The following is a 26,143-nucleotide window of genomic DNA, read 5'->3' as shown; positions in this document are numbered from 1 at the left end:
GTCCCGGCCCGGCTCCGGCCGCCCCGCCTGGGCCCCCGGGACGTGCTGCACGTCGGCTCGGCCGGGCTCCGTTCCCGCCCGATGCGGGTGTTCCTGTCGGCCCTCGGCATCGCGATCGGCATCGCGACGATGATCGCGGTGGTCGGGGTTTCCTCCTCCAGCCAGGCCAAACTGCTGGCGGAACTGGAGAAACTGGGCACGAACATGCTGGTCGTGACCCCCGGGCAGTCGATGTTCGCGGGCCAGGACACCAAACTGCCCGAGGAGGCCCCCGGGATGCTGTCGAGGATCGAAGGCGTCGAGTCGGTCGGCACCACGGGCGACGTACCGGAGTCGGTCCGCCGCTCGGAGAAGATCCCCAAGGAGGAGACCGGCGGCATCGCCGTGAAGGCGGCCAAGGACGACCTGCCCGGTGTGCTGCGGGCCCGTATGCGCTCCGGGGTCTGGCTGAACGACGCGACCTCCCGCTACCCGTCGGTGGTGCTGGGGCACGTCACGGCGGAGCGGCTGGGCATCGGCGCCCCCGGCGGTCAGGTCTTCATCGGCGGCCGGTACTTCACGGTCACCGGCATCCTGGATCCGGTCCCGCTCGCGCCCGAGATCGAACGCTCGGCGCTGGTCGGCTGGCAGGCGGCCGTCGAACTGCTCGGCTTCGACGGCCACCCGACGGCCGTCTACGAACGCTCCGCGGACGACCGCGTCGCGCAGGTGCGGGCCCTGATCGCGCGGACGGCCAACCCGCAGAGCCCGACCACGGTGTCGGTGACCGACCCCTCCGCGGCCCTGCAGGCCAAGGCCGCCACCGAGGGCGCCTTCAGCACGCTGCTCCTCGGGCTGGGCGGGATCGCCCTGCTCGTGGGCGGGGTCGGCGTGGCCAACACGATGATCATCTCGGTGCTGGAGCGCCGCCACGAGATCGGCCTGCGCCGCTCCCTGGGCGCGACCAGGGGCCAGATCCGCGTCCAGTTCGTGACGGAGTCGCTGCTGCTGTCCGGGCTGGGCGGGCTCGCGGGCATCGCCCTGGGGGCCGCGGCCACCTGGGTGTACGCCCGGACCGGCGACCTCCCCTGGGTGGTGCCCCTGTGGGCGGTGACCGGCGGCTTCGCGGCCACCCTGGCCATCGGTACGCTGGCCGGCCTCTACCCGGCGGTCCGCGCCGCACGCCTCTCCCCGACCCTGGCCCTCCAGGCGGCGTAGCGGGCCGGGCCCGGCGCCCGCGGCCCCGCCGGTCTTCCGCCGGCGGGGCCGCCGCGGCGTCAGCCCGTCATCAGCAGCAGCCGGGTGTTCGCCACCAGCTTGCGGTTCACGCTGGTGCTCTGCACGAAGATGGTGAACTCGTCGTTCTGGTCGGGCTTGACCCGGACCTCCGCGTCCGGCAGCCCGAGCAGGGCGCGGGCCTCCGGTCCCGTGTACACCCGGTCCGTCTTCTTCTCCAGAACGGCGATCCGCTTGCGCGCCTGGACCTTTTCCGACTTGCTCAGCTGGTAATAGGCGCCACCGGTGCGGTACGTGTGCCCGGATTCGACGACCCATTCCCGGATCCCGGCGTCGCGGGCCACCGGAATGAGCTGATACTGCGTCTGGTCCACGGGGGTGAGTCCGGCGGCCTTGATGGTTTCCACGTTGACCGCGTCGGCGCCCGTGGAGAACACGGCGCGGGAACCCCGGATTCCCTTGGTACGGCCGATCATGAATTTCTCGGTGGCCTCCTGGATGACCTGTCCGGCCTCTTCCAGGCCGCGCGTGCTCGTGGCGTCCCAGATGGCGATGTTGTCCTTCGGGAACCCGCACCGCATGGCCTCCCGCTTGCCCATCTGGTCCGGCACGAGCACGGCCAGGGTCCAGTTGTCCTGCTGCGTCCCCATCATCGTCGCCAGGGCGTCCACCAGGGCCTTCGGGTCCTGGGAAGGGACGCCCGGGCAACGGTGGCTGGCGTTCTCCTGGCCGTCGGTGAGCACGAACGTCAGGAAGCTGTGGTCGCCGTACAGCTGGGCCGTCTGCGCCAGCTCCCGCTGGGACTGCAGCGTCGCCGCCAGCAGGGCGGTCATCCCGCCGACCCGGTACAGCTGCTTCAGGGACGGCATGCGCAGCACGTCCTTGTCGTAGATGACGCATTCCACCGCATTGGCGAACACGTACACCGTCACACGGGTTTCCTGGTCGAGTTCCTGCGAACGGCGGGCCAGATAGGCGATTTGCTGGTCGGCGACCTCGACGACCTTGTCGCTGAGGTGCGACATGGACGAACTGGCGTCCAGTACAAGGGCGACGTGATTGATGTAGTTCTGGTTTCCGGACATGTCCGCTCCCCCTTTTTCGAACCGATACCCAGATCCTCGCACCCACCACTGACAATCGCCCCGGACCGGCGACGGAACGAGCCGGTTGTCAGTGCCCCCGGCGAGGATCACGTGCATGACGAAGACAGACACGACAACGGCGACGACACCGGCGCCGACGCCCCTGCTCCTCACCGACATCGAGCGGGCCGTGCGCGCGAGTTGGAGCGCCGAGACGTGTACGCCCGAGTACCGGTCGCGCTGGACGCGGGACAACCCGGCCCGGGACCAGTGCGGGGTCACGGCGATGGTGCTCAGCGACCTGCTCGGAGGCGAGGTGGTGCGGGGCGAGGTGCATGTGGACGGGGTCCGCGTGGACTACCACTGGTGGAACCGCCTGGGGCCGGGGGTCGACGTCGACCTCACCCGCGAGCAGTTCGGGCCGCACGAGACCGTCACCGGGGGCGTCGTGATCCCCCGTCCGCCCGTCGCCGAGTGGGGCAGGCTCGTCGAGGAGTACGAGCTCCTGCGCGGGCGCGTCCTGGCCGCGCTCGACCGGCAGCGGGCGGCCGCCGCCGGGGGAACGCCCCGTCAGAGCGCCGCTGAGCAGGGGTGAAACGATACTTCTGTGGCATCCGGGTGAACGGCCGTTCCCGTCCGGGGCCGGGGGCTGTTGGACCGGCCGACGCGCATACGCACCGCGCGTCGATTCATCGGATCCTTAGGGGAGTCATGCGTATTCGTTCCGCCGTCACCGCTTCCGTCCTGGCCGCCGGCATCCTCCTGGGCGGGGCCGGCGCCGCCCTGGCCCACGATGGGGTCGACATCGACTACTTCTCCGGCGGTCACAAGGCCTTCTCGTCGAACTGCTCCTCGTTCGCCGCGGTCCCGCACAACCTCCCCTCCTTCGCCGGCCCGGTCTACAGCTCGAGCTGTGCCAAGGACGGCGAGAAGGAGTGGCTCAAGGGCAGCCACCTGGGCGCCTGACCCGGGGCGACTCCACACCGCGGGGGCGGGCCGGCAGTGATGCCGGTCCGCCCCCGCGGCGTTTCCGCCGCCCGGTCGCGCATTGTCACGATCAGGCAACAAGGGTCAGTTGAATGTGTTCAAAACCCTGGAGGGCGGGCCTACTCTGTCCCCTCCGCACCAGGGGAGGGACTCCATGTCCGAGAACGCCGACAACCGGGCCGAGCAGGCGAGACGGCCCGAACAGCAGAACCCGTGGGGACCCGCCCCGGCTCCGCCCGCCCCACCCGCCCCGCCCGCCCCCGGCCTGCCCGGGCACGACCCGGCCGCCTGGCTGATGTACCAGCGGCAGCTCCAGTTCCACCTCCGGCAGCGCAAGCTGATGGAGGACGCCGCCGCGAAGGCGGCGAACTCCATGTGGCGCCGGATCCGGCCCGCCGAGCCCGCCCCCGTCCACACCGTCACCCTGGTGGCCGCGCTCGCCGCCGGTCTCGCCGCCGCCGCGCTCCTCGGAGACGGAGTCGGGCCCGGCCTGCTCCTCGCCGCGCTGCCCGCGATGGCCGCCGCGTACGTCGCGGCCCGGGCGGCGGGCCGCAGAGTGCGCCCCTGGACCCTGCTGTGGGCCGCGGGCTGCGTCGCCCTGCTCGTGGTGCCGGCCCTGCGCGACTCCGCCTGGCCGTCCACCCTCGCGGTCCTGGCCGCCGTACTGCTCGGCGCCCTGGCCCTGCACGGCACCCGCAGCTGGCCCGGCGTCCTGCTGGCCCCCCTCGGCTTCCTCGACAGCGCCGTCGCCGGCCTCGGCTGGGCCTGGGCCGGCATCCGGGCGCGCGGCGGCGGGGTGGGCCGGGAACGCTGGCTGCCCGTGGCCAAGGCGGCCGCGGTGGCGGCGGTCCTGCTCCTGGTGTTCGGAGCGCTGTTCGCCTCCGCCGACGCCGCCTTCGCCGATCTCCTGGGCGGTCTCGTCCCCGACGTCTCCGTGGGGGAGGGCCCGCTGCGGCTCCTCCTCTTCCTCGCCGGAACCGTCCTCGCCCTCGCCACCGCCCGCACCGCGGCGGCCCCGCACCGCTGGGACCGGGTGAAGTCCCGCCCGGGCAAGGCGCGTTCCCGCCTGGAGTGGAGCCTGCCGCTGATCCTGCTGAACCTCCTCTTCGCCGGCTTCAACGCGGTCCAGCTGGCCGTGCTGTTCGGCGGCTACGACAAGGTCCTGGAGAGCACCGGGCTCTCCCACGCCGAGTACGCGCGCCAGGGGTTCTGGCAGCTGCTGTGGGCCACCGTCTTCGTCCTCGTGGTCATCGCCCTCGCCCTGCGCTGGGCGCCCCGCGGTGCGCCCGGCGACCGCCGCCTGGTCCGGGCGGTGCTGGGCACCCTGTGCCTGCTGACGCTGGTCGTGGTGGCCTCCGCCGTGCGCCGCATGGACCTGTACGTCGACGCCTACGGACTGACCAGGCTGCGGCTCTCCGTGGTCACGATGGAGCTGTGGCTGGGCCTGGTCATCGTGCTGCTGATGGCGGCCGGGGCGGTCGGCGGCCGCTGGCTGGCCCGTGCCGTGGCGGCCTGCGCGGCGGCCGGCGTCCTCGCCTTCGGGCTCCTCTCGCCCGACGCGCTCATCGCGGAGAACAACGTCACCCGGTACCAGCAGGACGGGAAGATCGACCTCGCCTACCTCCGCGGGCTGTCGGCGGACGCCGCCCCCGCCCTGGACCGGCTGCCCGAACCCCGGCGCTCCTGCGCCCTGATGGGCATCCGGGACGACCTCCGCGAGGCCGGCGACCTCCCCTGGTACGCCACGAGCCTCGGCCAGTACCGGGCCCGGGAGATCCTGCGCGAACGGCCGGTGACGGTGGACCGCGGCGAGTGCGTGCGCCTCGGCGCCTACGGCAGCCGCCACGAGTAGGCCCCGCGCGGCCCCCGTCATCCGTGCCCGGTGAACCGCCCGGTTTGCGCGCCGCGGAGCCGGCCGGGGGGCGGGCGGCGGCCGAAGGCGACCAGGACGAGGTCCTGGGCGGCCCCGTACACGGGGGTCCCCGCGCCGTAGGACCAGTCCAGGTCCTCGGCGCACAGCCGCACCCCGCGCAGGTCGACGCCGAAGAACCGCAGGCCGCCGGGCCGGACGTCCTCGAGGAGCACGCGCAGCCGGTCCTCGGGGACCCGCCTGTCGATCCCGAGGGCGGCGGTGACGTCCAGCCCGTGCACCACATCGTGCCCGAGCGCGGCACGGAAGCCGCCGACCGGAGGCGTCCACGGATGGCCGGCGTTGTCCCGCACGAACGCGCAGAGCTCACCGGCCGAATGGGCCGCCGCGTCCCTGCGGGCGACGCGGTCGGTCATCCGGTGCAGGCTCCCCCGCGCCCTGACCAGCTCGCCCAGCGTGGCGGGCAGCGACAGCCGGAAGCCCATGGACATGTGCGCGACCACCTCACGGACCCGCCACCCCGCGCACAGGCTGGGCGCGTCCCACGCCTCGGGCGGCAGCCCCTCGAAGAGATCGGCCAACTCCCTGCGCTCCGCCGCGATGGCCTCCCTGAGCCCGGGCGTTCCCTGTATCAACTCGCCCTGCCGGCCGGTGTGTTCGGCATCCTTCGTCATGTGATCAAGTGTGCGGGCCGGCCCGCCGGGACTCCAATAGAGGATCCTGCTCCCGGCCAGTACCAGCGGTTATGGGGCCCGGCCCCCGGCCCCCGGCCCCCGGCCCCCGGCCCCCGGCGGCCGGCCGCCGGGGAGGAGAATGCCCCCATGGGAACGACGGAGCCGGACGACGCGGCCGCATACCTGATGGCCACCTCACCCGAGAGCCTGGACCTGCTGTGCGCCACCGCGCGGAAGATGGCCGAACTGTGCGGCATCGGCAGGGCCGAGGCCGTGGCGCGGATCAACCACCAGTGGGAGGGGCTCGATCTGTCGGGTGAGTACGAGCTGATCCTCCACGAGGACGAGTACTACTGGGCGCTTCGGATCTATTACAGCGACGTCCTCGACTGGAGGCCGGAGGCCGACCGTTCGTCCTGGACGCCGCGTCCCGCCCCGCCCGCGGGATCGAAGTGCTGGACGGTGTGACGGCGCGGCGGCCCCGCCGCCCCCTTCTCCCGCCGGAACGTTCCCCCGGGTGAAACGCGCACCCGGACGGGTGAGCCCGCGCCCCCCGCCCTGTCGCACGGGGGCCCGGGGCGGCTAGACACCAAGGCTGTGATCAAGGAACCGTCCCGCGCGGCGACGGCCGCGGCAGCGGCCGCGACGGCCTGCGCGCTGCTGACCGGCTGCGCGGCCGGGGCCCCCGGGCGCGCCGCCGACCCGGACGAGGTGATCAAGGCCGCCACCCGGCGCCTCACCGACGCCTGCCTGATCCGCCAGGGACTCGTCCCGCCCCGCGGCGACGGCCACCGGCAGCCCGGAACCGACGACGCGCGGGTCAGCGCCGCCCTCTTCGGCACGGGCCCGGCCGAGCTGTCCCTCGCCCTGCCCACCGGCTACGTCGTCCGCGCCCACACCGACGGCTGCCTCGCCGCCGCCCAGCAGCGGCTCTATGGGGACCAGCCCGGCTGGTTCCGCGCCTCCGTCGTCGTCAACAACCTGCGCCCCGAGGCCGACCACACCCACCAGGACCTCGCCGAGGTCCGGGCCCGCCACCACCGCGAGATCGCGGACTGGCAGCGGCTGCGCGCCCACGCCCTCACCGAAGCCACCACCGTCCTCGACGCCCCACCTCCGAAGGGAAACCCGCCCGCATGAAGCGCTTCACCTCCCTCCTCGCCGCCGCCGTCCTCACGACCGGAGCGGTCCTGGCCACCTCGGCCGCCGCCGAGGCGGCCGACTGCCGCAGCGGCTACTTCTGCGTCTGGACGGACGCGAACTTCGACGGCATGAAGATCGAGCACAGCGGCGACGACCACTGGTGGGAGGGCGACATGGCCGACCACGACTCCTCCTGGGCCAACCACGGGGTCTCCGGCCCGGGCGTGCCCGACCACGTCAAGGTGTACGACGGCCGCGAGCTGCTGGGCGCGGTGACGCTCTGCCTCGCCCCCGGCCAGGAGGTCGGCTACAACGCGGGCGCGAACGACCGGGGCGGCTCCCACACCTGGACCAAGTCCTGCTGAGGTTCCCCCCGTCGGGCCCGTGAGCGCACCCCGCCGCCGGGGTGCGCTCGGCGCCGTCAGCGGAAGACCACCGCCGCCGCGGCCCACTGGGCCGTGGTGGTACCGGTGGCCGCACAGGTCTGGGCCGCCGGGACCACCCGGTAGGCGGTGGTGAGCCGGTAGGACGAGAGCTGGAGCATCGGCAGCGCCGTCCACTCGGCGGTGAAGGTCGGCGCCGACCCGGTGTTGGTGCCGACCGCGCCGACCATCAGGTCCCCGGCCTCGCAGTCCAGCCGGGTCGAGCCGGTGCTGAAGGCCGTCCCACCGGTCTCCCCGTGGGCCCCGGCGGTGCCCACCGCCGCGCGGATGCCGCGGAACTCGTCCACGGCGATGTGGTACTTGCTCGCGTGCGGGTACGTGGCGTGCAGGGAGTCGGCCGTGCCGAGCGGGTGCGCGTCGAAGGCGGCCAGGACCAGGGTGCGGTGGCGGGCGGTGTCGGTCTCGTCGCCGACGATGCGGAACGTGTCCCCCTGCGTGTCGGTGACGGTGACCGGGCCGGGGCAGGAGCTGGTCAGCATGACGGTGACCACCAGCGCGTCCCCCTCCGTGACCGGGGACAGCACTGGCAGGACCACGTCGGAACCCGAGAGGATCTCCTGCCCGGAGGTGACCCGGCCCACCCAGGAGGGCGGCTCGCCCGCCGTACGGGCCGCGCCCGCCGCCGGTGCCCGCAGGGAGGGCCGGGGGTTCGCGGTGGGCGGCGGGCAGGGCTGCTCCTCCACCGGGTACCCGGCCTTGGCCCCGGTCGGGGCGCCCCCGCCCAGCGCCAGCACCGCCCCCGCCCCGATGCCGGCACCCAGCACGAGGGTCGCCACGTGGGCCGCGAGCCGCTGTCGCCCCGGCCACCACGACCGCCGCCCCGTCTCCCGGGCGGCGTGCCCGCCAGGAAGCCCGACACCCTGAGCACCCGCCCCACCGACCCCGGCCGCACCGCCCGGCTCGGCCGCACCACCCGGCCCGGCCGCACCGCCGGGCCAACCCGGCCCGGCCACAACGCCCGTCCCCACCGCACCACCCGGCCGACCAGGCCCACCCGGCCCGCCCGAACCGGCCGCCGGGCCCGGCCCGCCCGAACCGTCCGGCTCGCCCGAAGCGGCCGACCAGCCCGTCCAGTCCGCGCTGCCCGGCCCGCCTGAGGCGGCAGATCCACCCGAGCCGGGCTCAGCGCCCGTCCAGTCCGCGCGGCCCGGCTCACCCGAACCGCCCGACCCGCCCGGACGGGCCGCAGTACCCGGCCCAACCAAACCGCCCGGCCCGTCCGGCCCAGCCAAACCGCCTGCCCCGCCCGAACCGTCCGGCCCGCCCGGCCCAGCCAAACCGCCCGCCCCGCCCGAACCGTCCGGCCCGCCCGGGGTCTGGGGGTCGGTCTGTGGGCGGGGGCCCTCCCGGGCCAGGCGGAGGCGGGTCCAGTGGGCCTTCCAATGCGGCAGTGCCGCCTCCGTCACGCCCAGCGCCCGCAGCAGCCCCGCCACCCGCTCCCACGGCGGCAGCCCCGGCCGGTCCGTCCGCAGCGCGTGCGCGATCGTGGAGCGGGGCAGGCCCGTCCGCCGCTGCAACTCCCGCAGCGACAGCCCCTCCACCGCCTTGAGCGCGCGTAACGCGCCGATGAACTCCGCGACCGACTCCGGCCGCCCCGGAACCTGATCTTCCCGCGTCGTCATGCGTTCCCCCCGTTCCGCCCCCTGGACCGGACCGTCCCGAGGTGTCCCACGGGGCCCGGCTGGCCGGATCCTACGAGGCCCCGGCCCGGCCCCGGAACGGCTCGACCGGCCAACTCCGCCGGGCCCGGCGGACCGTCCCGTCCAGAGCTGTCCAGGCTTGTCCCAGCACGTCGCAGCCCCTTGTCGGACACCCGCGCCGCTGCCGAAGGTTGGCCCGTCGCCGGACCCGGAGGACGGGCCCGGCAGTCGAGTCCCGACAGGAGACAGTCATGAAGTTCGCTCTCGGTCGCCGCGGCGCCATGGCCGCGACGGTCGCGGCCCTCACCGCCGGCGCGCTGGCCACGGGGATCACCACCGCATCCGCCAGCAGCGGATGGACCCGTGCGAGCACCTCGCACGGAGTGGGCGTCTACTCGGACCACAGGTCGTCGTCCGCCAAGGTCACCGGGGACCTCGCCCCCGGGGACTACGTCGACATCGTGTGCTGGAAGCGCGGCGAGAACATCAGCAACCAGGGCAACGTCTGGTACTACGTCGACGCCGAGTGGCACGCCTCCGGCAACTGGTACGAGTACACGCACGGCTGGGTGTACGCGCCCTACCTGGACAACTCCAACTCCTGGCGCAGCGGCCTCGCCGAGTGCAACTTCGGCTGATCGGGCACCGGCGGCGGGACCGGCGCGACCGGCCCCGCCGCCCGGACACCGACGGCCTACTCCGCGTCCTGCTCGCGCAGCGAGGCGCGGACACCCGTGACGACCACGGAGATCAGGCAGAGGGCGATCACGGTCTCGGCCCACAGGAAGGCGAACCAGTCCAGCACGCAGCCGATCGGCGGTGAGCCCGGGGCGGTGTTGCGGAAGGCCGAGAGGGCGAAGAGGGTGGCGGCCATCCAGGCGAGGGCGGGCCAGACCAGGCCCTCGCGCCGCGTCATCAGGTACCAGGTGCCGATGATCACGGACGCCGCCAGCGCCCACATCACCACCATCATGAACACCGCGAAGACCAGCAGGCTGCCCGACCGGGCCACGGCCAGTCCGAGGACGGCCTCCGGCCGGGCCGACAGGGGTTCGGCGGTGACCGAGAACAGCGGGTCGTTGTTGGAGAACAGCATCCGCACCGGCACCTGCCTGCCGTTCATGACGGCCCAGAACTCGATGTCGGTCTCATAGCTGTCGAACGGGTAGTCGCTGACCGAGCCCCCCGAGAGGGCGACCTGGACGTCCCGGGGCGTGAGCCGCTCGTGCGCCTTGAAAGACAGGTCGCCCAGGGTCGCCGCGGAGGTCTGGAGGCCCAGGTCGGCCACCGGGGCGGTGCCGTCCTCCTCACCGAGGGCCCCGCGTGGGACGACCCGGACCCGCAGGACCAGCTCCCTGCCCGCGGCGTCGACGCGCTGGACGGTGGCTTCCACGTCCACCCGGTCGGCGGCGCCGGACCCGGCGGTGCGGACCGTCGCGCCCGCCTGCCGCTCCGAGAACTGCAGCCACGACCCGACGGCCACCGCCGCGACGAGCAGGACCGCGATCGGGATCAGGACGGGCAGCATCGACGTCCCGGCGCGGCGCGGGGGCGGGGGGTCCCAGGTGGACGTCATCGTGACTCCGGCGGCAGGAGGAGCGGAACAGATCCCTCCGGCCAGCGAAACCTTTCAGCGCCACCGCCGCCACCCGGGTGGCCCGGCCGGCCGTCCCTTCGCCCCTCCCATCGCGCCACCCGGGCCGGGCCGCCGCCCCGCGGGAGCGGAAGCCCCGCCCCGCCAGGGGAAACGATGCATGGACCACACATCTGATCGGATACCCCTGCGACTCCCGGGACCCCGGGGCACCCGAGGTATCCGTACAAGAGCCGCGATCCGGCTGATTCCGCCCTTCAGGCCCCGCCGTGACTCCGCAACGATGGGTCCCGCGACTCCCAGGCCACCGCCGTGAGCGGTCGGCTGCCCGGCAGTCGAGACAAGAGGGGAAACACGCATGTCACCGCGTAGGATCCTGGCGATGACGGCCGCGACCGCGGCACTGATCGCGGGCCCGGTACTGAGCGCCCAGGCCTCCACCTCACCCCAGACCGACTTCTCCCGGCAGGCCCGCGCCGCCGGGCTGACCACCGCCCAGGCGGCCGAGCTCCAGCGGCGGGCCGACGCCGTCCTCGCGTCGGATCCGCAGGCCCGCCAGATCTCCGCGAACAAGCTCGCCATCGCCGGCGGCGACCTCGTCCTGAGGGCCCCCGGCCAGACCGAGACCCGCGACCTCGCCGCCCCCGGCCAGGCGCTGGACTGCGCCGACGGCCACCTGTGCATCAGGGACGGCCAGGGCGGCACCTACGACTACTACTACTGCGGCTACTACGACTTCGGCGGGATCGGCGACGGCACCTTCAACAACAACCAGAGCTCGGGCACCCGGGCCCGCTTCTACAACCAGAACGGCACCGAACGCTGGTCGAACGTGGCCAAGGACAGCGGCACCGCCTCCTGGACCCCGGTCTACCACATCCGCCCCTGCTGACCCCGCCCCGAGCCGCCGTCCGGCACCCGCCCCCACCGGCGCGGGCCCGGGCGGCATCCGGCGTGCGCGTGAGAGCGCCCTCAGCGCGGGATCACCCAGTCCGGCATCCAGGTACCGGCGGTGTCCCGGCCGCCCGCCGCGCCGGCGAGGTGGGCGCGCAGGGCCGCCAGCCCCGGGTGGGGGTTGCCGCGGCGCCACAGCAGTGCGTGCGGGTAGACCGGCGTCGGACCGGTCACCGGGATGCGGCGCAGACCGTGGCCGGCCGGCCACACGAGCCGGGTCCCCTCGCTCATGAACGTGGCCAGCGCCGGGGTGTCGGCGATGGTGTCGAGGAGCGCGTCGGAGCCGAAATTGGGCCCGGTCGCCTCGATGGTGAGACCGAACGCGGCCACCAGGTCGTCGTAGTAGGCGGTCCACTCGGTGCCGGGGACGACGCCGGGCATCCAGATCCGGTGCCCGGCCAGCTCGGCGACGGTCACCGACCGGGCTCCCGCCAGCGCGTGGGCGGGTCCGGTGAGCAGTTGGAGCGGCTCGTCCAGCACCCGTACGGCCTCGACGTCCTCCGGAAGGGGGTGGCCGGGCGCGGCCACGGCGCGGAAGGACGCGTCGATCGCGCCCGAACGGACGGCGGCCACGGCGGCGTCGATCTCGAACAGCATCACCACGTCGAGCTCGATCTCGGGATGGGCGCGGTGGAACTCGCGCATCAGCCCCGTCGCCGCGCCCCGCGAGTTGATCACGTCGACCCGCAGCGGACGGTGGCCCGTGCTGACGGACGCGACCGCCCGCTCGGCGGTGCGCAGCAGCTCCCGGGCGTGCGGGAGGAACGCCTGCCCGTCGATGGTGAGTTCGGCGCCGCGCGGCGTGCGGGTGAACAGCCGCACGCCGAGGGCGCGCTCCAGCGCGGCGATGCGCTTGGAGACGGCCTGCTGGGTGACCGCCAGCTCGGCGGCGGCCTCCTGGAAGCGGCCCGTGTCGGCGGCGGCGACGAAGGTCCGGACGGCGTCGAGGTCCATGCCCTCACCCTAGAGCCACAACCGGTGGTTGTGGGGGTCCGGCCTCCCGGTTGTTTGATCCTGCACCACTCGGCCCGCTTTGATGCCCGTGAACGCCGATCGGTTGTACGGGCAGGGGCGAGGGCAGGAGCGTCGGGCATGGGGAGCGGACGGCTGCGGGGACTCCCGCGTGGCCACCGGCCGGGGAGGCCGTTCGGGTGGTTCTGGGGGGCGTACGGGACCAGTGCCCTCGGCACCTGGCTCGCCTTCGGGGCCTTCCCCCTGATCGCCGTCCAGGTGCTGCACGCAGGCCCGGCCGAGGTGGCCGCGCTGTCCTCCGCCGGGGCCGCGGCGGGCGCGGCCGCGGCGGTGCCGCTCGGCCCGTGGGTGGAGTTCCGCCGCAAGCGGCCGGTGCTGATCGCGACGGACCTGGTGCGGTGCGCGGCGCTGCTGAGCGTCCCGGCCGCGTTCGCGCTCGGCGCGCTCACCTTCCTCCAACTGCTGCTGGTCTCCGTCGTCGTCGCGGCGGCCGACCTCACCTTCCGTGCCGCTTCCGGCGCCTACCTGAAGGCCCTGCTGCCGGCGGAGGACCTGCTCGCCGCCAACGCCCGGCTGGAGTCCACGTCCTGGACGGCCACGATCGTCGGTCCGCCGCTGGGCGGCGCCCTGACCGGGCTGCTCGGCCCCGTGGTGACGGTGGCGGCCGACGCGGCGAGCTACCTGCTGTCGGCCCTGGGCATCCGCGCGGCGGGCCGGCACGAACCTCCGCCGCCGCGTCGTCCGGAGACCGGGCGCCCGCGGGCCGGCGACCTCCTCGAAGGCTGGCGGTTCGTCCTCGCCGACGCGGGCCTGCGGCCGCTGTTCCTCAACACCGCCCTGTTCAACGGCCTGGTGATGGCCACCTCGCCGCTGCTGGCCGTCCTGATGCTGGGCCCGCTCGGATTCGAGCCCTGGCAGTACGGTCTCGCGTTCGCCGCGCCCTCGGTCGGCGGGCTCGTCGGCTCGCGGCTGGCCCGCCCGCTCGTCACCCGGTACGGGCAGCACCGGGTCCTGACGGTGTCCGGGTCCCTGCGCGCCCTCTGGTCCGTGGGCCTGGCCTTCGTCGGGCCTGGTACCGGGGGGCTGCTGCTGGTGACGGGTGTCGAGCTCGGGCTGATCCTGTGCTGCGGGGTCTTCAACCCCGTCTGCGCCACCTACCGCCTCGAACGCACCCCGTCCGACCGCGTCGCCCGCACGCTCTCCGCCTGGTCGGTGACGACGAAGGCCGCCACCGCCCTCCTGACGGCCGCCTGGGGGGTCCTGGGCACCCTCCTCGGCCCCCGCCCGGCCCTCGCCCTGGCCGGCGCCCTCCTCCTGGCCACCCCGCTGCTGCTCCCGCGCCCGCCCGCAGCGGCCCCGGACCCGGGGACGGCCGGAGCGGGCGCCGCGTCACGCGGGTGAAGCCGGAACCGGGGGCTGCGCGGGGAGCTGTTCGGCGGCGTGGGCGATGTTGCGGGCCATACCGCCGAAGACCACCGCGTGGAAGGGGCTGACCGACCACCAGTACAGGTGCCCGAGCAGGCCGCGCGGGTGGAAGAGGGCGCGCTGGCGGTAACGCGAGCGGCCCGCGTGCCGCGGGTCGGGCTCGGCGTACATCTCCAGCCAGGCCAGCCCGGGTACCCGCATCTCCGCGCGCAGCCGCAGCAGCCGGCCCGGTTCGATCTCCTCGACCCGCCAGAAGTCCAGGGCGTCCCCCACCCGCAGCCGACCGGCGTCACGGCGGCCCCGGCGGATGCCGGCCCCGCCCGCCAGCCGGTCCAGCCAGCCGCGTACCGCCCAGGCCAGCGGGAAGGAGTACCACCCGTTCTCCCCTCCGATGCCCTCCACCACCCGCCACAGGGCCCCCGGCGGGGCCTGGACGGCGGCGGTGCGGTGGTCGGTGTAGAGGCTGCCGCCCGCCCAGCCCGGGTCGGTGGGCAGGGGGTCGCTGGGAGCGCCCGGCAGGGAGGCGTTGGACCAGCGGGTGTCCACCCGCGCCTCGCGGACCCGCTGCAGGGCCAGGGCCAGGGCCCGGTCGAAGGGCAGCGGTCCGCCCGGCGGGTCCGGCACCCACCGGGTGATGTCGTGCTCCGCGCACACCACCTCGTGGCGCAGCGACTCGGCGAGCGGCCGCGCCAGCGCCCGGGGCACGGGGGTGACCAGGCCGATCCAGAGGCTGGACAGACCCGGGCTGAGCATGGGCACGCGCAGGATGCGCCGGTGGGGGAGCGCGGCGACCTCGGCGTAGCGGTGCATCATCTGCTCGTACGTCAGGACGTCCGGTCCGCCGATGTCGAAGGTCCGGCTGACCCCGGGCGGCATCGCGGCGCTCCCGACCAGGTAGCGCAGCACGTCGCGCACGGCGATGGGCTGCACCCGGGTGCCCACCCAGCTCGGCGTGATCATGACCGGCAGCCGTTCCGTCAGGTAGCGCAGCATCTCGAACGAGGCCGAGCCCGAGCCGATCACCACGGCCGCCCGCAGCACCGTGCAGGGGACGCCGGACGCCAGCAGCACGGCGCCCACCTCGGCCCGGGAGCGCAGGTGCGGGGAGAGCTCCTCGGGGGACTGCCCGGCCGGGGTGAGGCCGCCGAGGTAGACGATGCGCCGCACTCCGGCCAGCCGGGCCCGTTCGCCGAACAGCCGGGCGGCGGCCCGGTCGTGCTCCTCGAAGCCGGGGCCGCCGCCCAGGGCGTGCACCAGGTAGTAGGCGACGGCCACCCCGCGCAGGGCGCCGTCCAGGGAGTCCCGGTCGGTGACGTCGCCGCGCACCACCTCGGCGCGGCCGGCCCAGGGGTGGTCGCGCAGCCGTTCCGGGGAGCGGGCCAGCGCCCGGACCCGGTGGCCGGCGTCGAGGAGCTCGGGCACCAGCCGGCCCCCGATGTAGCCGGTGGCGCCGGTGACCAGGCACAGGTCGCCGGCCGGCTCCGTACCCGTCGGTTCCGTACCCGTCATGGATGCGCTCCCGTCCCTCCGGCGGCGATACGGCCACCGCCCCCCTTCCGAGCCTGGACCCGGGCCGCCCCGGCCGCAACGCCGCCGGGCCGGGGGCGGGGTGACCCGGAGCGGAGGGGGCGGGTTACGGTGTCCCTTTTCCAAGGGGGAGAGACAGCGATGTCACAGCACGCGGGGTGGGGACAGCACCACCCGGGACAGCCCGTACCGCCGTGGGGGTGGGTGCCGCGGCCGCCGCAGCCGGGCGTGATCCCGCTCGCGCCGCTCGGGACGGGCGATGTGATCGGCGGGGCCTTCAAGGCCTTCCGCAGCTACTGGAAGCCCCTGGTCGGCGTCATCCTGGCCGTCCAGGGCATCGGGACCCTGCTGGTCGCCGCGGCGATCGGCATCACCGCCGCCGGGATCGGCCCCAGGCTCCGCGCGGTGTTCGACGTCCCGGACGGGGAGTCCGCGGCGCCGGACGACGTGGCGTCCCTGCTGCTGTACATGGCGCCCGTCGCGGTGCTGCTGCTGCTCACCACGGCCCTGGTCGGCGGAGTGATCACGACACTGGGTCCCGCGGTGATCCAGGAGGCGGTGCTCGGCCGTCCCACGACCTTCGGGGCGATGTGGCGGCGCTGCTGGTCCCGGCTGCCGTCCGTGCTCGGGGTGCTGGTGTGCGTCGGGCTTCTCGCGGGCGGGCCGGTGCTGGTCTGCTACGCCGCCTTCCTCCCGTGGGCGGTCACGTCCGGGCACGAGGGGATCACGGCGCTGCCCCTGTTCCTGATGGCCGTGACCCTGGTCGGGACGCCGCTGGCGCTGTGGCTCGCCTTCCGGTTCAGCCTGGCGCCCGCCGTCGCCGTGTGCGAGGGGCTCGGCCCGATCGCGGCGATGCGGCGCTCCGCGCACCTGGTCAAGGGCGGCTGGTGGCGCACGTTCGGCATCTCGTTGCTCGGATACATGATCGGGACGGCGATCGGCTACGCGATCCAGCTGCCGTTCACCTTCCTCGGGATGTTCGCCCTGTTCCCCGCCATGCTGGCGTCGGGCGAGGCGGGGACCCCGGACTCGTTCGTCTTCGGCATCGTCGTGTACGTGGTCTGCATCATGCTCGGTGCGGCCGTCGCCGCTGTGGTCCAGCTCGGATACCCGCAGCTGGTCCTGTCCCTGCTCTACGTCGACCAGCGCATCCGCAAGGAGAACCTCGCCGAGGCCCTCCTCGCGTCCGCCGCCGCGACCGCCCCGGCCGGTCCGTACGCCGAGGGCCCGCGCTGAGCGCGTGAGCGCACGGGCCGGCGCCGTCAGCCGGCCGCCGCGCCGGCGTTGCGGATCAGCTGCCGGAGCACCTTCACCGCGGTGACGTAGTCCGCGTCGTCGATCCCCTCGTGGAGGGCGGCGCGGATCGCCGGGCCGTTCAGGGCGAGGCGGACCCGGGCCTCCTCGCCCGCCCCGGTCAGCCACAGCCGCTCCTCGGCGTCCCGCCGCAGCCAGCCGCGTTCCACCAGTACCGCGGCCTCCGCGGCCAGGTCGTCCTCGGGCCGGATGTAGGAGGCCATGGCCTCCCGGAGCTCGGGCACGGTCATCCCCTCGCCGTCGGGGGAGATGTCGTTCGCCGACAGGTTGCGCAGCAGCCAGAACTGCGGCTGGGTGTAGCCCTTCTCGGCCTGCCGGGCCCGGGTGAACGCGATGAGCGCCTCGTAGGCGACACCCGTCCAGTAGGCGGCGGGCTGGCCGGCGAGCTCGGCGTCGGACATCTGGCCGGTCGTCATGGAACGTCCCTTCCCTGCGCGGTGCGATGGTGCGCGCGTACGGGAACGCTATGACCTCAAGTGGGGTTGAGGGCAAGGGTCCGGCCTTCCCTCGACCGGGCCGCGAGCGGGACCGCCCCGGGGTTCACAGCCAGCGCCGGGCGGCCTCCACGCTGTCGCCGCCGCTGGTGTTGAACGCGATGGCGGCCTGCGGGGCGTGACGGCGGATCAGGTTCAGCGTCTGTTCGAACAGCGGGAGCAGCTGCTCGGTCTTGCGGATCCCGCCGCCGACCACCACGACGTCGTACCGCCGGTGCCCGGCCTAGCACATTCGACCCGATCGGGTGTGAACCTCCGCGATGCCCGTCCGTGTCACGGCCCCCGGTGGATACCGTGACGGGACGGCCATGCCGCCCGGCGGCCGGGAAGGAGCGGGCCTGATGGGCACCGTGGTGGTGGGGTTCCGGCTCGGCTGGGACGCGAAGGGCCGGCAGGCGACGGTGCTGCTCACCCGGGCGGGCGTCCTGCACCACAGCATGGGCCTCCTCGGCCTGGCGGTGCGGCCCGCCCGGCCGCACGCCCCGGCGGGCCGGGATCCGCACCCGGTCCCGCGCCAGGCGGCCACCCTGCGCAGGCTCTACGCCGACCTGCGCCACCAGGGCTACACCCGGGAGCTGATCCCCCCGGCCTGCGTCCGGCTCGACACCGGCGAACACCCCCTCCACCCGCGCCCGTGGGGCGAGCACGCGCCGCCGGCCCACCCGGAACTGATCGCCGAGTTCACCGGCGCGGCCCCCTCGGGGCCGGGGTCGCTCGAAGGCGCGCTGAGCGAGTTCTACGAGGCGATCGGCCTGACCCCGCGCCCGAAGAACCCCGCCCCCGGTCCGGACGCCGTCGCCGTACCCGCCCCGTCCGGCGTCCCTCCGGCGGTCCGTGAGGGCCTGCGCACCCTGGCCGCGGGCCGCCCGCTGGCGTCCCGTCCCGGACGCGGCGCCGGCTGGACCGTCACGGGCGCGGGCGTCCGCCTGCGCGTGGGCCGGACCGGTGAGGACCTCACCCCCGGCGAAGTGGCCGAACTCCAGGCCGCCCTGACGGCCTGGCTGCGCCACCAGCGCCGCCCCGGGGCGGGCTCCGCGGCCAGGTGAATGCGGGCCCGCCGCGCGGGTAGGCGCGGACCGCGAGGAGCCCGGACGAGGGCTCGTGACGAGGCTCGGAAACGAGGGCGGTGAGGATGCCGGAACTGCGGGCTGTCGGCTGGGCGCATTCGTTCCCGGTGGCGAACGGGGCCCGGGCGGCCCGGGTGTGGACGGCCGGGCACCTGGAGTCCCTCGACTGGGCCCGGGACGATCCCGACACGGTGTACTCCGTCCTGCTCGCCGTGTCCGAGCTGGTGACCAACGCCCACGTGCACGCCGCGAGCACCGCCCACCTGGTCCTCACCTGGGACGGCCGCTGCCTGCACGTCAGCGTGGCGGACGCCGACCCGCGGCTGCCGCGGCCCCGGGAGGCCGGCGAACGGGCCACCTCCGGGCGGGGCCTGGGCATCGTCGCCGCCCTCGCGGACACCTGGGACGTGCGCCCGGGCGAGAACCGCAAGACGGTCACCGCCTGCTTCCGGCCGCCCGGCGGCGGACGGACACGGCAGGGCGGCCCGTCGTGAGACGGGCCGCCCGGTGCGCCGGGGGAGGGGCGCGGGTTCAGTCGTCGCGCAGCAGCTCCTCGCGCAGGGCTCCCAGGGTGCGCGTGAGCAGGCGGGAGACGTGCATCTGGGACATGCCGATCTCCTCGCCGATCTGCCGCTGCGTCATCTCCTGCCCGAAGCGCAGCTGCAGGATGCGCGTGGTGCGTTCGTCCAGCCCGGACAGGAGCGGTGCGAGGGAATGCAGGTCCTCGACCGTGTCCAGCGCCTGGTCCGTGTCGCCGAGCGTCTCGGCGAGGGTGTGCGTGGACCGGCCGGCCGAGGGGGCCGGCTCGTCGCCGGAGCCCGACGGGGCGTCGAGGGACTGGGCGGAGTAGCCGTTCGCCGCGACCAGGCCCTGGCGGACCTCCTCCTCGTCCAGGTCCAGGTGCTCGGCGAGTTCGCCGGGCGTCGGCGCGCGGCCCGTGGCGGAGGTCAGGTCCTCGGTGGACCGGGCCAGCTGCGTGCGCAGCTCCTGGAGCCGGCGCGGGACCCGCACGGCCCATGTCGTGTCGCGGAAGTGACGCTTGATCTCACCGGTGATGTACGGCAGGGCGAGGGTGGAGAACTGCGTGTTGCGGTCGAGCTCGTAGCGGTCGATGGCCTTGATCAGGCCGATGGTGCCGACCTGCACGATGTCCTCGTTCTCCGGACCGCCCGGGCGGTCGCGGAACGGACGGGCCGCGAAGTTCACCAGCGAGATGTTCATCTCGATCAGCGTGTTGCGCACGTACTGGTACTCGGGGGTGCCCTCTTCGAGGCTCCGCAGCCGTTCGAAGAAGACCCGCGTCAGCTGGCGGGCCTCGCCCGGATCCACCTCCCGGGGGCAGGGGACGTCCGGCAGGCCGTCGGGCACGGGGGTGTGCGCGGCGGCGCAGGCGGCGGCCGAGGGAGCTGCGGCGCTCTCGCCGGCGGCAGCCGGTGTCGTCGGTGTCGTTGCCTCGGCAGTAGCCGTAAAGGTCATCGTCTCCGCTCCTTGGGCACGGGGGCTTGCGGTGCGTTCTCGATCGTTCCGATCAAACGGAAGTCGCGTTCCGCTCACCATGAACCCTGCCCGGCGAGGCGGACACACGTCAAGCGATACCGGAAATTCATTTCTGGATTTGCCTTTCTGCCGTCGTCCCCCCAACAATGTCCGCGTGGAGAACGAGCACGTGGGACCCCGCCGAAACCGCTGGACGTTCCTGACCAACCACGCCCGGGTTCTGATCGCCATCGCGCGGGACCCCGGCGTCCGCCTGCGCGACATCGCCGCCGCCTGCGGCCTCACCGAGCGCACGGTGCAGGCGATCGTGACCGACCTCCAGGCGGACGGATACCTCACCCGCACCCGCGACGGCCGGCGCAACCGTTACGTCATCGCCCCCGGGGCGCGCTTCCGCCACCCCGCCGAGGCCGACCACGAGATCGCCGGTCTGCTCGCCTACCTGGCCGCCCCACTGGCCGCCCAGGCGCTCCCGGCCCCCGTGCCGGCGGCGGCCGACACCCCCGCCGGTGCGGAACCCCGCGCGACGGCGTGACCCCCGGGCGGGCGGTCGGCCCCGGCCGCCCGCCGTCGGGCGCCCGCCGTCAGGTCAGGAGCCTTCGCCGAGCACGCCGCGGACCAGCCGCTGCTGGTCCTCGGAGAGATACGGGTCCTGGAGGTCGACGGTCCGGCCGTCGACGGTGATCCGGTAGTGGTAGCCGTCCGGGGTGGACGCGACCGCCCGGTGCGCCAGTTCCTCCCACTGCGGGGCGTCCCGGCGGCCCGCGGTGTCGATCTCGCGCTCCTGCTCGCCCCCGGCGAAGCCCCCGGAGCGGGTCACGGTGATCAGCATGGTCCCTTCCTTCCTGGTCCGGCAGCGCGCCGCCCCGGGACCCGACCGGTCCCGCGCGGCGCGGGCGGTGCGTCGCCCGCCACACCCCGCGGCTGCCCCCGGAAGCGCCCGTCTCCCGGCGAACCGGCCCGGAACACCCCGGATCGGCCGGAAACCGCCGTTCGGTGGCCGACGGGCGCGTGCGGGCCGCCGGTTTGCCGGGGGAGCGGCAGGGCACGCGCGGACCCATCGCGCACCTTCCGCCCCCGACACCTCCGAGGAGCCATGAACGGAGTTCTGAGACTGCTGACCGTCCTGGGCGGCTCCGTCCTGCTCACCTTCGCGGCCGGCCGGCTCGCCGACCTGCTGCTCAGGCGCGCGGACGCCCGCCACCCCGAGACCCCTCTGTGGAGCCTGCTGCGCCGCTGCGTACTGCCCCTGCGGCTGCTGATGCTGGCCGCCCTGCTGCGCGGCTCGTACCGGCAGATCGAGTGGCAGCCCCTGCGGACGCACGAGGCGGCCGTGGGCAGGACCCTCTCGCTGCTGACGATCGGCGCCGGCGCCTGGTGCGTCGTGCTCGTCACCTCGGCGGTGGTGGAGTCCTCGTACGCCCGCTACGCCACCGGGACCCGCGACCCGTCGCGGCTGCGCCGCGTCCGCACCCAGATCACCCTCATCATGCGGATCGTCACGGCCCTCGTCGTCCTCGTCGCGGCCGCCGCGATGCTGCTCACCTTCCCCGACTTCCGGGCCGTCGGCACCTCGGTGCTGGCCTCCGCCGGCATCATCGGGATCGTCGCCGGTGTGGCCGCCCAGTCCACCCTCGGCAACCTCTTCGCCGGGTTCCAGATCGCCTTCGGCGACCTGGTGCGCATCGGCGACACCGTCGTCGTCGACGGGGAGTGGGGCGTGGTCGAGGAGGTCACCCTCACCTTCCTCGCCGTACGCACCTGGGACGAGCGCCGCATCACCATGCCCGTCTCCTACTTCACGGGCAAACCGTTCGAGAACTGGTCCCGCGGCGGGATCCAGATGACCGGCACCGTGTTCCTGCACTGCGACCACAGCGCCCCCGTCCCCCTGATCCGCGAACGGCTCAAGGAGATACTCGACGGCTGCGAGGCCTGGGACGGGCGCGGCTGGAACCTCGCGGTCACCGACGCCACCCCCACCACCGTCGTCCTGCGGGCCATCGTCACCGCCAAGGACCCCGACGACCTGTGGACCGCGCGCTGCACGGTCCGCGAGCAACTCGTCGCCTGGATCGCCGAGAAGCACCCGTACGCCCTGCCGCGCGTCTCCACCTCCCCGGCCGTCCCCGCCCCGCACGAGCGGGCGGACTCCGCGCGGACGGCCGGGTTTCGCGGGACACGATGAGGCCAGACGCGGGACAGCGGACGCGGAAAGACCAGATGCGGGAAAACCAGCTGCGGGAAAGGAGTCGACCCATGTCGAACGTGTCACGGCTGCCGGGCCGGGCGGAGCACCACTGGACGTGGCAGGAGCGTGCCGCCTGCCGCGAACTCGGCCCGGACCGGTTCTTCCACCCGGCCGGGGAACGGGGCGAGGACCGCGCGGAGCGCGACGAGGCGGCCAGGGAGATATGCGCCCTGTGCCCGGTGCAGGCGGAGTGCCTGCGCCACGCCCTGCGCGTGCAGGAGCCCTACGGCGTGTGGGGCGGCCTGACCGAGGAGGAGCGGCGCCCGCTGTACGCCGGGACGGCGGCGGCCGGGTAGGCCGGGCGGGCCGGGCGGGCGGGCCGGGCGGGCCGGGCGGGTCAGGCGGGCCCGGCGGGCCGGGTACCCGGCCGCCGGGGAGGTCAGGGGGCGGAGGCGTTCCGGTAGGTCCGGCCCGGTTCCGGGCGGCCGGGGGCGAACAGCTGCGAGACCGTCACGGGCGTCAGGCCGCGCTCGCGCAGCCCGTCGATGACGGCCGGGACGGCGGGCACCGTCCCCGGGTAGATGTCGTGCAGCAGGATGATCCCGTCGCGGTGCGCGCCCTGGAGCACCCGGTCGGTGATCACCCGGGGGTCGTGGTCGCGGTAGTCCTTCGCGGTGACGCTCCACAGGATCTCCGCGAGCCCGAGGGAGCGGCAGACCTCGGCGACCCGTGCGTCGGTCAGGCCCCGGGGCGGACGCATCAGGGTGGGGGTCCGGCCGGTGAGCTCCCTGACCCGGTCCTGGACGAGGACCAGCTCGTGGCGGATCCGCTCCGCGGAGGCGGAGGGCAGCAGGGCGTGCGTCCAGGTGTGGTTGCCCAGTTCGTGGCCCTCGGCGGCCTCCCTGCGCACGAGCTCCGGACGGGCCCCGATGTGCTTGCCGAGCAGGAAGAACGTCGCGTGGACCCCCTTCGCCCGCAGCACGTCCAGCAGTTTCGCCGTGTCCGGCCCCGGTCCCGCGTCGAAGGTCAGGGCGACGCACGCGGTCCTGCGGCAGTCCACGGGCGCCGGTTCGGCGGCCCGGGGCGGCGGGGCGGGCGGCGCGGCGCCGCAGGCACCGAGCAGCAGGACCGCGGCCAGCACGGCCGACGACCGTACGCACCGTCCGGGACTGCCGCTCCCGGACGGGGGACCGGACCGGGGACCGGGCAGGGGGCCGGACCGGGGACCCGGCGGGGGGCCGGACCGGGATCCGCTGGGAGAACCGCTGCGGGAATCGCTCACGGGACCCATCCGTACCCGCCCCGGCGGCTTCCGGCGGACGCCGTACGGGGGACGTCCACCGCGTGTGATCACCGCCGCCGACGGGGAAGAGGCGGAAGTATGCCCGACCTCGCACGCCCCTTCCGTCCCCTCCGCCACCTCCCGCACCGCCTGGCCGCCAGACGGCGGGACCCCGTGGTCGTGCAGAGCGTACGGTCCACCGGGGCCGCGGTCCTCTCGTACGTGGTCGCGCTGCGGCTCAGCAACGAGCCCGCGCCGCTGACGGCCCCGCTGACCGCCCTGCTCGTCGTCCAGGTCACCCTCTACTCCACCCTCACCACCGGGGTGCGCCGGGTGAACTCGGTCGTGGCCGGGGTGCTCGTGGCGATCGGCTTCAGCGTGCTCGTGGGCCTGACCTGGTGGAGCCTCGGGCTGGTCATCCTCGCCTCGCTGGTCGTCGGCCACCTGGTCAGGGTGGACGAGTTCGTCCCCGAGGTCGCGATCAGCGCGATGCTCGTCCTCGGGGTCACCCGGGTGGCCGACACGGCCTGGGACCGGGTGCTGGAGACGCTGATCGGCGCGGTGGTCGGACTGGCCTTCAACCTGCTGTTCGCCCCGCCCGTCTGGGTGGAGCCCGCCGGGCGGGCGATCGACGACCTCGCCGCCCGCATGGCCGCGCTGATGACCGGCATGGCCGACGAACTCACCGGCCGCACCACCGTCGCCGAGGCCGCCACCCGGCTGCACGAGGCCCGCCGGCTCGACAACGACATCGCCGGGGTGGACGCCGCGCTGCGCCAGGCGGAGGACAGCCTGCGTATGAACCCCCGGGTACGGGAGGGGCTGATGTTCCGGCTGGTCCTGCGCACGGGTCTGGACACACTGGAGATCTGCGCGGTGGTGCTGCGCGTCTCGGCCCGGGCGCTCACCGACCTGGCCAAGGCGCGCACGGACGAGCCGCTGTTCTCACCGCCGGTGACCCGTGCCCTCCAGGACCTGTTCGGGCACATGGCGCTCGCCGTCCACAGCTTCTCCCGGCTGATCACCGCCCAGGTCACGACCAACGCCGAGGCGCAGGAGGAACGGCTCACCCGGGAGCTGGGCCTGGCGCGCGAGGCCCGCGACCGGCTGGCGGACCTGCTGCTGGAGCAGCTGCGGACCGAGCCGGGACAGTGGCAGCTGCACGGCGCCCTGCTCGCCGACGTCGACCGGGTGCTGGACGAACTCGACGTGGACAAGCGCTCCCAGCGCCTCATGGAGGAACTCGACCGCCACTCCCGCCTGCGCCGTGAGGGCGGCACCCGGGTGCGCCGGGCCCTGCGCCGGGCGCGCGGGGTCAGCGGTCCTTGAGGAGCGCGCAGGCGAAGTCCTCCTGGACCGTGCGCAGCCGGGCGAGCAGGGCCGGCTTGTTGCCCTTGCTGGTCTGGGTGTTGATGGTGAACGTCAGCGAGCGGGTGCCGTCGGGGGTGGTGGCGGCGAGCTGGGTGTAGCCGGGGAAGTTGCCGGTGTGGCCGTAGAGGACGCCGCAGCGGGTGGTGTACTGGTAGATCGCCAGCCCGGCGGCGTTGGTTCCGGGTCCCGCCGGTTCGGAGGAGTCGCCGGGGCGGAAGGCCAGCTGCTCCTTGCGGGTCTTCTCCGACAGCAGGGCGGGGCCGCCGTACGCGCGGATGAAGGCGCCCAGTTCCCTCGGGGTGGAGACGATGCCGCCCGAGGCCCAGACCCCCGAGGCGCCGATGGCCTCGCTGACGTCCTCGGGCTCGGCGGGCGGGTTGACGTCGTACCCGTGCAGGAACGGGCGGGGGAGCCGGTACCCCAGCGGCAGGGTGGTCTCGCGCAGGCCGACGGGTCGGTAGACGAGGTCCCCGAGGAGGTCCTCGTAACGGCGGCCGGTGGCGGCCTCGGCCATGAGGGCGACGGCGATGTTGTCGGAGTTGGAGTACTCGTACAAGGAGCCGGGCCGGAACAGCAGCGGCCGGTCCGCGACGAAGTCCAGGAGGGTGCGCGGGTCGAACCGGTGGCGGGGGTCGGCCTGGAGGATCGCCAGGAACTCGGGATCGGCCGAGAAGTCCGGCAGGCCGCTGGTGTGCTGGAGGAGCCGGCGCAGGGTGACGGCGTGCCAGTCGGCGGGCAGGCCGGGCAGCCGTTCGCCGATGGTGTCGTCGAGGGAGAGGCGGCCCTCGTCGACGAGCCGGAGGGCCACGGCACCGCTGAACGCCTTCGCGATGCTGGCGATGCGCATGTGGTCGTCGAGGTCCGGACGGCGGCCGGTGGCGAGGTCCCCGACGCCGGCGGTGTAGACCTGCGTGCGGCCGCCCCGGGTGAGGACGGCGATCGCCCCGGGCGGGCCGTCCTCCTGGGCGACGAGCCGTTCGAGGCGGTGCTGGAGGCGCTCGTCGCGGCCGGGATGCCCGGCGCCGGAGGAGGGTCCCGCGCCGGCCGCCTGCGCGGGCGGGAGCAGTGCGCCCAGCGCGGCGACGGTGAGGGCGGCGGCGGACAGGCCGGCGCGGTGGCGGCGTACGCGAGGGGGCACGGGCGTCTCCCGGAGTGGGGCGGGGCGGGCCGGCGGCCGGGCGGGCACGCCGGTACCGCCTGCCTAACAGCCGGACGCGCACCGCGGACCGGCGGCGCGCGCGCCGGGGGCCGGTCGGCGGACACGGGGGTCCCCCGCGCCGGGCGTGTCGCCACCTGCCCGGCCCTAGGCCCTGTCGTCAAAGTCCCGCCTGCCCCGCGACGCCTGGCACGCACTCTCGCCGCACCGGGCGCAAAACCGAGTACGTCCAGTACAAGGTC

Annotated in this window: 29 protein-coding genes and 1 pseudogene; 17 read left to right on the top strand and 13 right to left on the bottom strand. The window is 74.6% G+C overall.

The window, feature by feature from the left end:
• Positions 1-1,197 (top strand): ABC transporter permease (locus tag ACFVXK_RS24755; RefSeq protein ID WP_389615117.1); only part of this gene is annotated, 1,197 nt, incomplete at its 5' end.
• A gap of 59 nt (positions 1,198-1,256) precedes the next feature.
• Here the strand turns inward: ACFVXK_RS24755 and ACFVXK_RS24750 are convergent.
• Positions 1,257-2,300: a vWA domain-containing protein gene (locus ACFVXK_RS24750; RefSeq protein WP_389615115.1), complete on the bottom strand. Its 1,044-nt coding sequence runs from the start codon at positions 2,298-2,300 to the stop codon at positions 1,257-1,259.
• A 115-nt stretch (positions 2,301-2,415) separates the two neighbouring features.
• Here ACFVXK_RS24750 and ACFVXK_RS24745 point away from each other — a divergent pair, with 115 nt between their 5' ends.
• From ACFVXK_RS24745 to ACFVXK_RS24735, 3 genes are all read left to right on the top strand, one after another.
• The gene (locus ACFVXK_RS24745) at positions 2,416-2,895 is read left to right on the top strand and encodes a hypothetical protein (protein ID WP_389615113.1); all 480 of its coding nucleotides are present in this window, start codon (positions 2,416-2,418) and stop codon (positions 2,893-2,895) included.
• Positions 2,896-3,011: 116 nt separating this feature from the next.
• Positions 3,012-3,266, top strand: coding sequence for a hypothetical protein (locus ACFVXK_RS24740; RefSeq protein ID WP_389615111.1), 255 nt, complete (start codon positions 3,012-3,014; stop codon positions 3,264-3,266).
• Between the two features lie 175 nt (positions 3,267-3,441).
• Positions 3,442-5,139, top strand: a complete 1,698-nt coding sequence (locus ACFVXK_RS24735; protein WP_389615109.1) for a DUF4173 domain-containing protein — start codon at positions 3,442-3,444, stop codon at positions 5,137-5,139.
• A 17-nt stretch (positions 5,140-5,156) separates the two neighbouring features.
• On the opposite strand, the gene ACFVXK_RS24730 is transcribed toward ACFVXK_RS24735, so the two are convergent.
• The gene (locus ACFVXK_RS24730) at positions 5,157-5,831 is read right to left on the bottom strand and encodes a maleylpyruvate isomerase family mycothiol-dependent enzyme (protein ID WP_389615107.1); all 675 of its coding nucleotides are present in this window, start codon (positions 5,829-5,831) and stop codon (positions 5,157-5,159) included.
• A gap of 147 nt (positions 5,832-5,978) precedes the next feature.
• Here ACFVXK_RS24730 and ACFVXK_RS24725 point away from each other — a divergent pair, with 147 nt between their 5' ends.
• From ACFVXK_RS24725 to ACFVXK_RS24715, 3 genes are all read left to right on the top strand, one after another.
• The gene (locus tag ACFVXK_RS24725; protein ID WP_389615105.1) at positions 5,979-6,299 is read left to right on the top strand and encodes a hypothetical protein; all 321 of its coding nucleotides are present in this window, start codon (positions 5,979-5,981) and stop codon (positions 6,297-6,299) included.
• A gap of 129 nt (positions 6,300-6,428) precedes the next feature.
• Positions 6,429-6,971 carry a hypothetical protein gene (locus ACFVXK_RS24720; RefSeq protein WP_389615103.1) on the top strand — a complete coding sequence of 181 codons (543 nt, stop codon included), beginning with the start codon at positions 6,429-6,431 and terminating at the stop codon, positions 6,969-6,971.
• Positions 6,968-7,339: a peptidase inhibitor family I36 protein gene (locus tag ACFVXK_RS24715; protein ID WP_389615101.1), complete on the top strand. Its 372-nt coding sequence runs from the start codon at positions 6,968-6,970 to the stop codon at positions 7,337-7,339. Before ACFVXK_RS24720 ends, ACFVXK_RS24715 begins: the two co-directional genes overlap by 4 nt.
• A 56-nt stretch (positions 7,340-7,395) precedes the next feature.
• Here the strand turns inward: ACFVXK_RS24715 and ACFVXK_RS24710 are convergent, their stop codons facing one another.
• Together ACFVXK_RS24710 and ACFVXK_RS24705 are read right to left on the bottom strand one after the other, a co-directional pair.
• Positions 7,396-8,193: a hypothetical protein gene (locus tag ACFVXK_RS24710; protein WP_389615119.1), complete on the bottom strand. Its 798-nt coding sequence runs from the start codon at positions 8,191-8,193 to the stop codon at positions 7,396-7,398.
• Between the two features lie 615 nt (positions 8,194-8,808).
• Positions 8,809-9,039 (bottom strand): annotated as a pseudogene (locus tag ACFVXK_RS24705) (helix-turn-helix domain-containing protein); the annotation flags it as partial.
• Between the two features lie 269 nt (positions 9,040-9,308).
• On the opposite strand from ACFVXK_RS24705, the gene ACFVXK_RS24700 reads away from it, so the two are divergent.
• A complete protein-coding gene (locus tag ACFVXK_RS24700; RefSeq protein ID WP_389615099.1) occupies positions 9,309-9,695 on the top strand; it encodes a hypothetical protein in 387 nt (128 codons plus the stop codon).
• A 56-nt stretch (positions 9,696-9,751) separates the two neighbouring features.
• Here ACFVXK_RS24700 and ACFVXK_RS24695 read toward each other — a convergent pair whose 3' ends face one another.
• Positions 9,752-10,633, bottom strand: coding sequence for a DUF4436 family protein (locus ACFVXK_RS24695; RefSeq protein WP_389615097.1), 882 nt, complete (start codon positions 10,631-10,633; stop codon positions 9,752-9,754).
• Between the two features lie 400 nt (positions 10,634-11,033).
• Here ACFVXK_RS24695 and ACFVXK_RS24690 point away from each other — a divergent pair, with 400 nt between their 5' ends.
• Positions 11,034-11,543, top strand: a complete 510-nt coding sequence (locus ACFVXK_RS24690) for a hypothetical protein (RefSeq protein WP_389615095.1) — start codon at positions 11,034-11,036, stop codon at positions 11,541-11,543.
• A gap of 80 nt (positions 11,544-11,623) precedes the next feature.
• Here the strand turns inward: ACFVXK_RS24690 and ACFVXK_RS24685 are convergent, their stop codons facing one another.
• Entirely contained in the window at positions 11,624-12,559 is a 936-nt protein-coding gene (locus ACFVXK_RS24685; protein ID WP_389615093.1) for a LysR family transcriptional regulator, read from the bottom strand.
• A gap of 138 nt (positions 12,560-12,697) precedes the next feature.
• Here ACFVXK_RS24685 and ACFVXK_RS24680 point away from each other — a divergent pair, with 138 nt between their 5' ends.
• Positions 12,698-13,978 (top strand): MFS transporter, encoded by a 1,281-nt coding sequence (locus tag ACFVXK_RS24680; RefSeq protein WP_389615091.1) that lies wholly within the window; start codon positions 12,698-12,700, stop codon positions 13,976-13,978.
• On the opposite strand, the gene ACFVXK_RS24675 is transcribed toward ACFVXK_RS24680, so the two are convergent.
• Entirely contained in the window at positions 13,967-15,511 is a 1,545-nt protein-coding gene (locus ACFVXK_RS24675; protein WP_389615089.1) for an SDR family oxidoreductase, read from the bottom strand. The genes ACFVXK_RS24680 and ACFVXK_RS24675 overlap by 12 nt on opposite strands.
• A 159-nt stretch (positions 15,512-15,670) precedes the next feature.
• Between ACFVXK_RS24675 and ACFVXK_RS24670 the strand changes: the two genes are divergently transcribed.
• A complete protein-coding gene (locus tag ACFVXK_RS24670; protein WP_389615087.1) occupies positions 15,671-16,765 on the top strand; it encodes a hypothetical protein in 1,095 nt (364 codons plus the stop codon).
• Positions 16,766-16,791: 26 nt separating this feature from the next.
• Here the strand turns inward: ACFVXK_RS24670 and ACFVXK_RS24665 are convergent, their stop codons facing one another.
• Complete coding sequence (locus tag ACFVXK_RS24665; protein WP_389615085.1) at positions 16,792-17,259, bottom strand: MarR family transcriptional regulator; 468 nt, start codon at positions 17,257-17,259, stop codon at positions 16,792-16,794.
• 124 nt (positions 17,260-17,383) lie between these two features.
• On the bottom strand, positions 17,384-17,536 hold the full coding sequence (locus tag ACFVXK_RS24660) for a hypothetical protein (RefSeq protein ID WP_389615083.1): 153 nt from the start codon (positions 17,534-17,536) through the stop codon (positions 17,384-17,386).
• Positions 17,537-17,678: 142 nt separating this feature from the next.
• Between ACFVXK_RS24660 and ACFVXK_RS24655 the strand changes: the two genes are divergently transcribed.
• Both ACFVXK_RS24655 and ACFVXK_RS24650 read left to right on the top strand, forming a co-directional pair.
• Positions 17,679-18,383: a hypothetical protein gene (locus ACFVXK_RS24655; RefSeq protein WP_389615081.1), complete on the top strand. Its 705-nt coding sequence runs from the start codon at positions 17,679-17,681 to the stop codon at positions 18,381-18,383.
• An 86-nt stretch (positions 18,384-18,469) separates the two neighbouring features.
• The gene (locus tag ACFVXK_RS24650; protein ID WP_389615079.1) at positions 18,470-18,898 is read left to right on the top strand and encodes an ATP-binding protein; all 429 of its coding nucleotides are present in this window, start codon (positions 18,470-18,472) and stop codon (positions 18,896-18,898) included.
• A gap of 37 nt (positions 18,899-18,935) precedes the next feature.
• On the opposite strand, the gene ACFVXK_RS24645 is transcribed toward ACFVXK_RS24650, so the two are convergent.
• On the bottom strand, positions 18,936-19,880 hold the full coding sequence (locus ACFVXK_RS24645) for a SigB/SigF/SigG family RNA polymerase sigma factor (protein WP_389615077.1): 945 nt from the start codon (positions 19,878-19,880) through the stop codon (positions 18,936-18,938).
• Positions 19,881-20,055: 175 nt separating this feature from the next.
• Here ACFVXK_RS24645 and ACFVXK_RS24640 point away from each other — a divergent pair, with 175 nt between their 5' ends.
• The gene (locus ACFVXK_RS24640) at positions 20,056-20,436 is read left to right on the top strand and encodes a helix-turn-helix transcriptional regulator (RefSeq protein WP_389615075.1); all 381 of its coding nucleotides are present in this window, start codon (positions 20,056-20,058) and stop codon (positions 20,434-20,436) included.
• A 54-nt stretch (positions 20,437-20,490) separates the two neighbouring features.
• Here the strand turns inward: ACFVXK_RS24640 and ACFVXK_RS24635 are convergent, their stop codons facing one another.
• Entirely contained in the window at positions 20,491-20,733 is a 243-nt protein-coding gene (locus tag ACFVXK_RS24635) for a protealysin inhibitor emfourin (protein WP_389615073.1), read from the bottom strand.
• Between the two features lie 264 nt (positions 20,734-20,997).
• Between ACFVXK_RS24635 and ACFVXK_RS24630 the strand changes: the two genes are divergently transcribed.
• Together ACFVXK_RS24630 and ACFVXK_RS24625 are read left to right on the top strand one after the other, a co-directional pair.
• On the top strand, positions 20,998-22,089 hold the full coding sequence (locus tag ACFVXK_RS24630) for a mechanosensitive ion channel family protein (RefSeq protein ID WP_389615071.1): 1,092 nt from the start codon (positions 20,998-21,000) through the stop codon (positions 22,087-22,089).
• Between the two features lie 71 nt (positions 22,090-22,160).
• Positions 22,161-22,448, top strand: a complete 288-nt coding sequence (locus ACFVXK_RS24625) for a WhiB family transcriptional regulator (protein WP_389615069.1) — start codon at positions 22,161-22,163, stop codon at positions 22,446-22,448.
• Positions 22,449-22,531: 83 nt separating this feature from the next.
• On the opposite strand, the gene ACFVXK_RS24620 is transcribed toward ACFVXK_RS24625, so the two are convergent.
• Complete coding sequence (locus ACFVXK_RS24620) at positions 22,532-23,233, bottom strand: polysaccharide deacetylase family protein (protein ID WP_389615067.1); 702 nt, start codon at positions 23,231-23,233, stop codon at positions 22,532-22,534.
• 240 nt (positions 23,234-23,473) lie between these two features.
• On the opposite strand from ACFVXK_RS24620, the gene ACFVXK_RS24615 reads away from it, so the two are divergent.
• The gene (locus ACFVXK_RS24615; protein WP_389615065.1) at positions 23,474-24,703 is read left to right on the top strand and encodes an aromatic acid exporter family protein; all 1,230 of its coding nucleotides are present in this window, start codon (positions 23,474-23,476) and stop codon (positions 24,701-24,703) included.
• Here the strand turns inward: ACFVXK_RS24615 and ACFVXK_RS24610 are convergent.
• On the bottom strand, positions 24,690-25,883 hold the full coding sequence (locus tag ACFVXK_RS24610; protein WP_389615063.1) for a serine hydrolase domain-containing protein: 1,194 nt from the start codon (positions 25,881-25,883) through the stop codon (positions 24,690-24,692). The genes ACFVXK_RS24615 and ACFVXK_RS24610 overlap by 14 nt on opposite strands.
• Positions 25,884-26,143 lie beyond the last annotated feature (260 nt).

It is taken from the genome of Streptomyces sp. NPDC058157, from assembly GCF_042884105.1.
Lineage (GTDB): Bacteria > Actinomycetota > Actinomycetes > Streptomycetales > Streptomycetaceae > Streptomyces.
Note: the sequence above shows the minus strand (reverse complement) of the source record. Positions and strands in the feature narration are given on the sequence as shown.

Coding starts and splice junctions, on each gene's coding strand:
- ACFVXK_RS24750 (WP_389615115.1), bottom strand. CDS start 2,300: ATGTCCGGAAACCAGAACTACATCAATCACGTCGCCCTTGTACTGGAC.
- ACFVXK_RS24745 (WP_389615113.1), top strand. CDS start 2,416: ATGACGAAGACAGACACGACAACGGCGACGACACCGGCGCCGACGCCC.
- ACFVXK_RS24740 (WP_389615111.1), top strand. CDS start 3,012: ATGCGTATTCGTTCCGCCGTCACCGCTTCCGTCCTGGCCGCCGGCATC.
- ACFVXK_RS24735 (WP_389615109.1), top strand. CDS start 3,442: ATGTCCGAGAACGCCGACAACCGGGCCGAGCAGGCGAGACGGCCCGAA.
- ACFVXK_RS24730 (WP_389615107.1), bottom strand. CDS start 5,831: ATGACGAAGGATGCCGAACACACCGGCCGGCAGGGCGAGTTGATACAG.
- ACFVXK_RS24725 (WP_389615105.1), top strand. CDS start 5,979: ATGGGAACGACGGAGCCGGACGACGCGGCCGCATACCTGATGGCCACC.
- ACFVXK_RS24715 (WP_389615101.1), top strand. CDS start 6,968: ATGAAGCGCTTCACCTCCCTCCTCGCCGCCGCCGTCCTCACGACCGGA.
- ACFVXK_RS24700 (WP_389615099.1), top strand. CDS start 9,309: ATGAAGTTCGCTCTCGGTCGCCGCGGCGCCATGGCCGCGACGGTCGCG.
- ACFVXK_RS24695 (WP_389615097.1), bottom strand. CDS start 10,633: ATGACGTCCACCTGGGACCCCCCGCCCCCGCGCCGCGCCGGGACGTCG.
- ACFVXK_RS24690 (WP_389615095.1), top strand. CDS start 11,034: ATGACGGCCGCGACCGCGGCACTGATCGCGGGCCCGGTACTGAGCGCC.
- ACFVXK_RS24685 (WP_389615093.1), bottom strand. CDS start 12,559: ATGGACCTCGACGCCGTCCGGACCTTCGTCGCCGCCGCCGACACGGGC.
- ACFVXK_RS24680 (WP_389615091.1), top strand. CDS start 12,698: ATGGGGAGCGGACGGCTGCGGGGACTCCCGCGTGGCCACCGGCCGGGG.
- ACFVXK_RS24675 (WP_389615089.1), bottom strand. CDS start 15,511: ATGACGGGTACGGAACCGACGGGTACGGAGCCGGCCGGCGACCTGTGC.
- ACFVXK_RS24670 (WP_389615087.1), top strand. CDS start 15,671: ATGTCACAGCACGCGGGGTGGGGACAGCACCACCCGGGACAGCCCGTA.
- ACFVXK_RS24665 (WP_389615085.1), bottom strand. CDS start 17,259: ATGACGACCGGCCAGATGTCCGACGCCGAGCTCGCCGGCCAGCCCGCC.
- ACFVXK_RS24655 (WP_389615081.1), top strand. CDS start 17,679: ATGGGCACCGTGGTGGTGGGGTTCCGGCTCGGCTGGGACGCGAAGGGC.
- ACFVXK_RS24650 (WP_389615079.1), top strand. CDS start 18,470: ATGCCGGAACTGCGGGCTGTCGGCTGGGCGCATTCGTTCCCGGTGGCG.
- ACFVXK_RS24645 (WP_389615077.1), bottom strand. CDS start 19,880: ATGACCTTTACGGCTACTGCCGAGGCAACGACACCGACGACACCGGCT.
- ACFVXK_RS24635 (WP_389615073.1), bottom strand. CDS start 20,733: ATGCTGATCACCGTGACCCGCTCCGGGGGCTTCGCCGGGGGCGAGCAG.
- ACFVXK_RS24630 (WP_389615071.1), top strand. CDS start 20,998: ATGAACGGAGTTCTGAGACTGCTGACCGTCCTGGGCGGCTCCGTCCTG.
- ACFVXK_RS24625 (WP_389615069.1), top strand. CDS start 22,161: ATGTCGAACGTGTCACGGCTGCCGGGCCGGGCGGAGCACCACTGGACG.
- ACFVXK_RS24615 (WP_389615065.1), top strand. CDS start 23,474: ATGCCCGACCTCGCACGCCCCTTCCGTCCCCTCCGCCACCTCCCGCAC.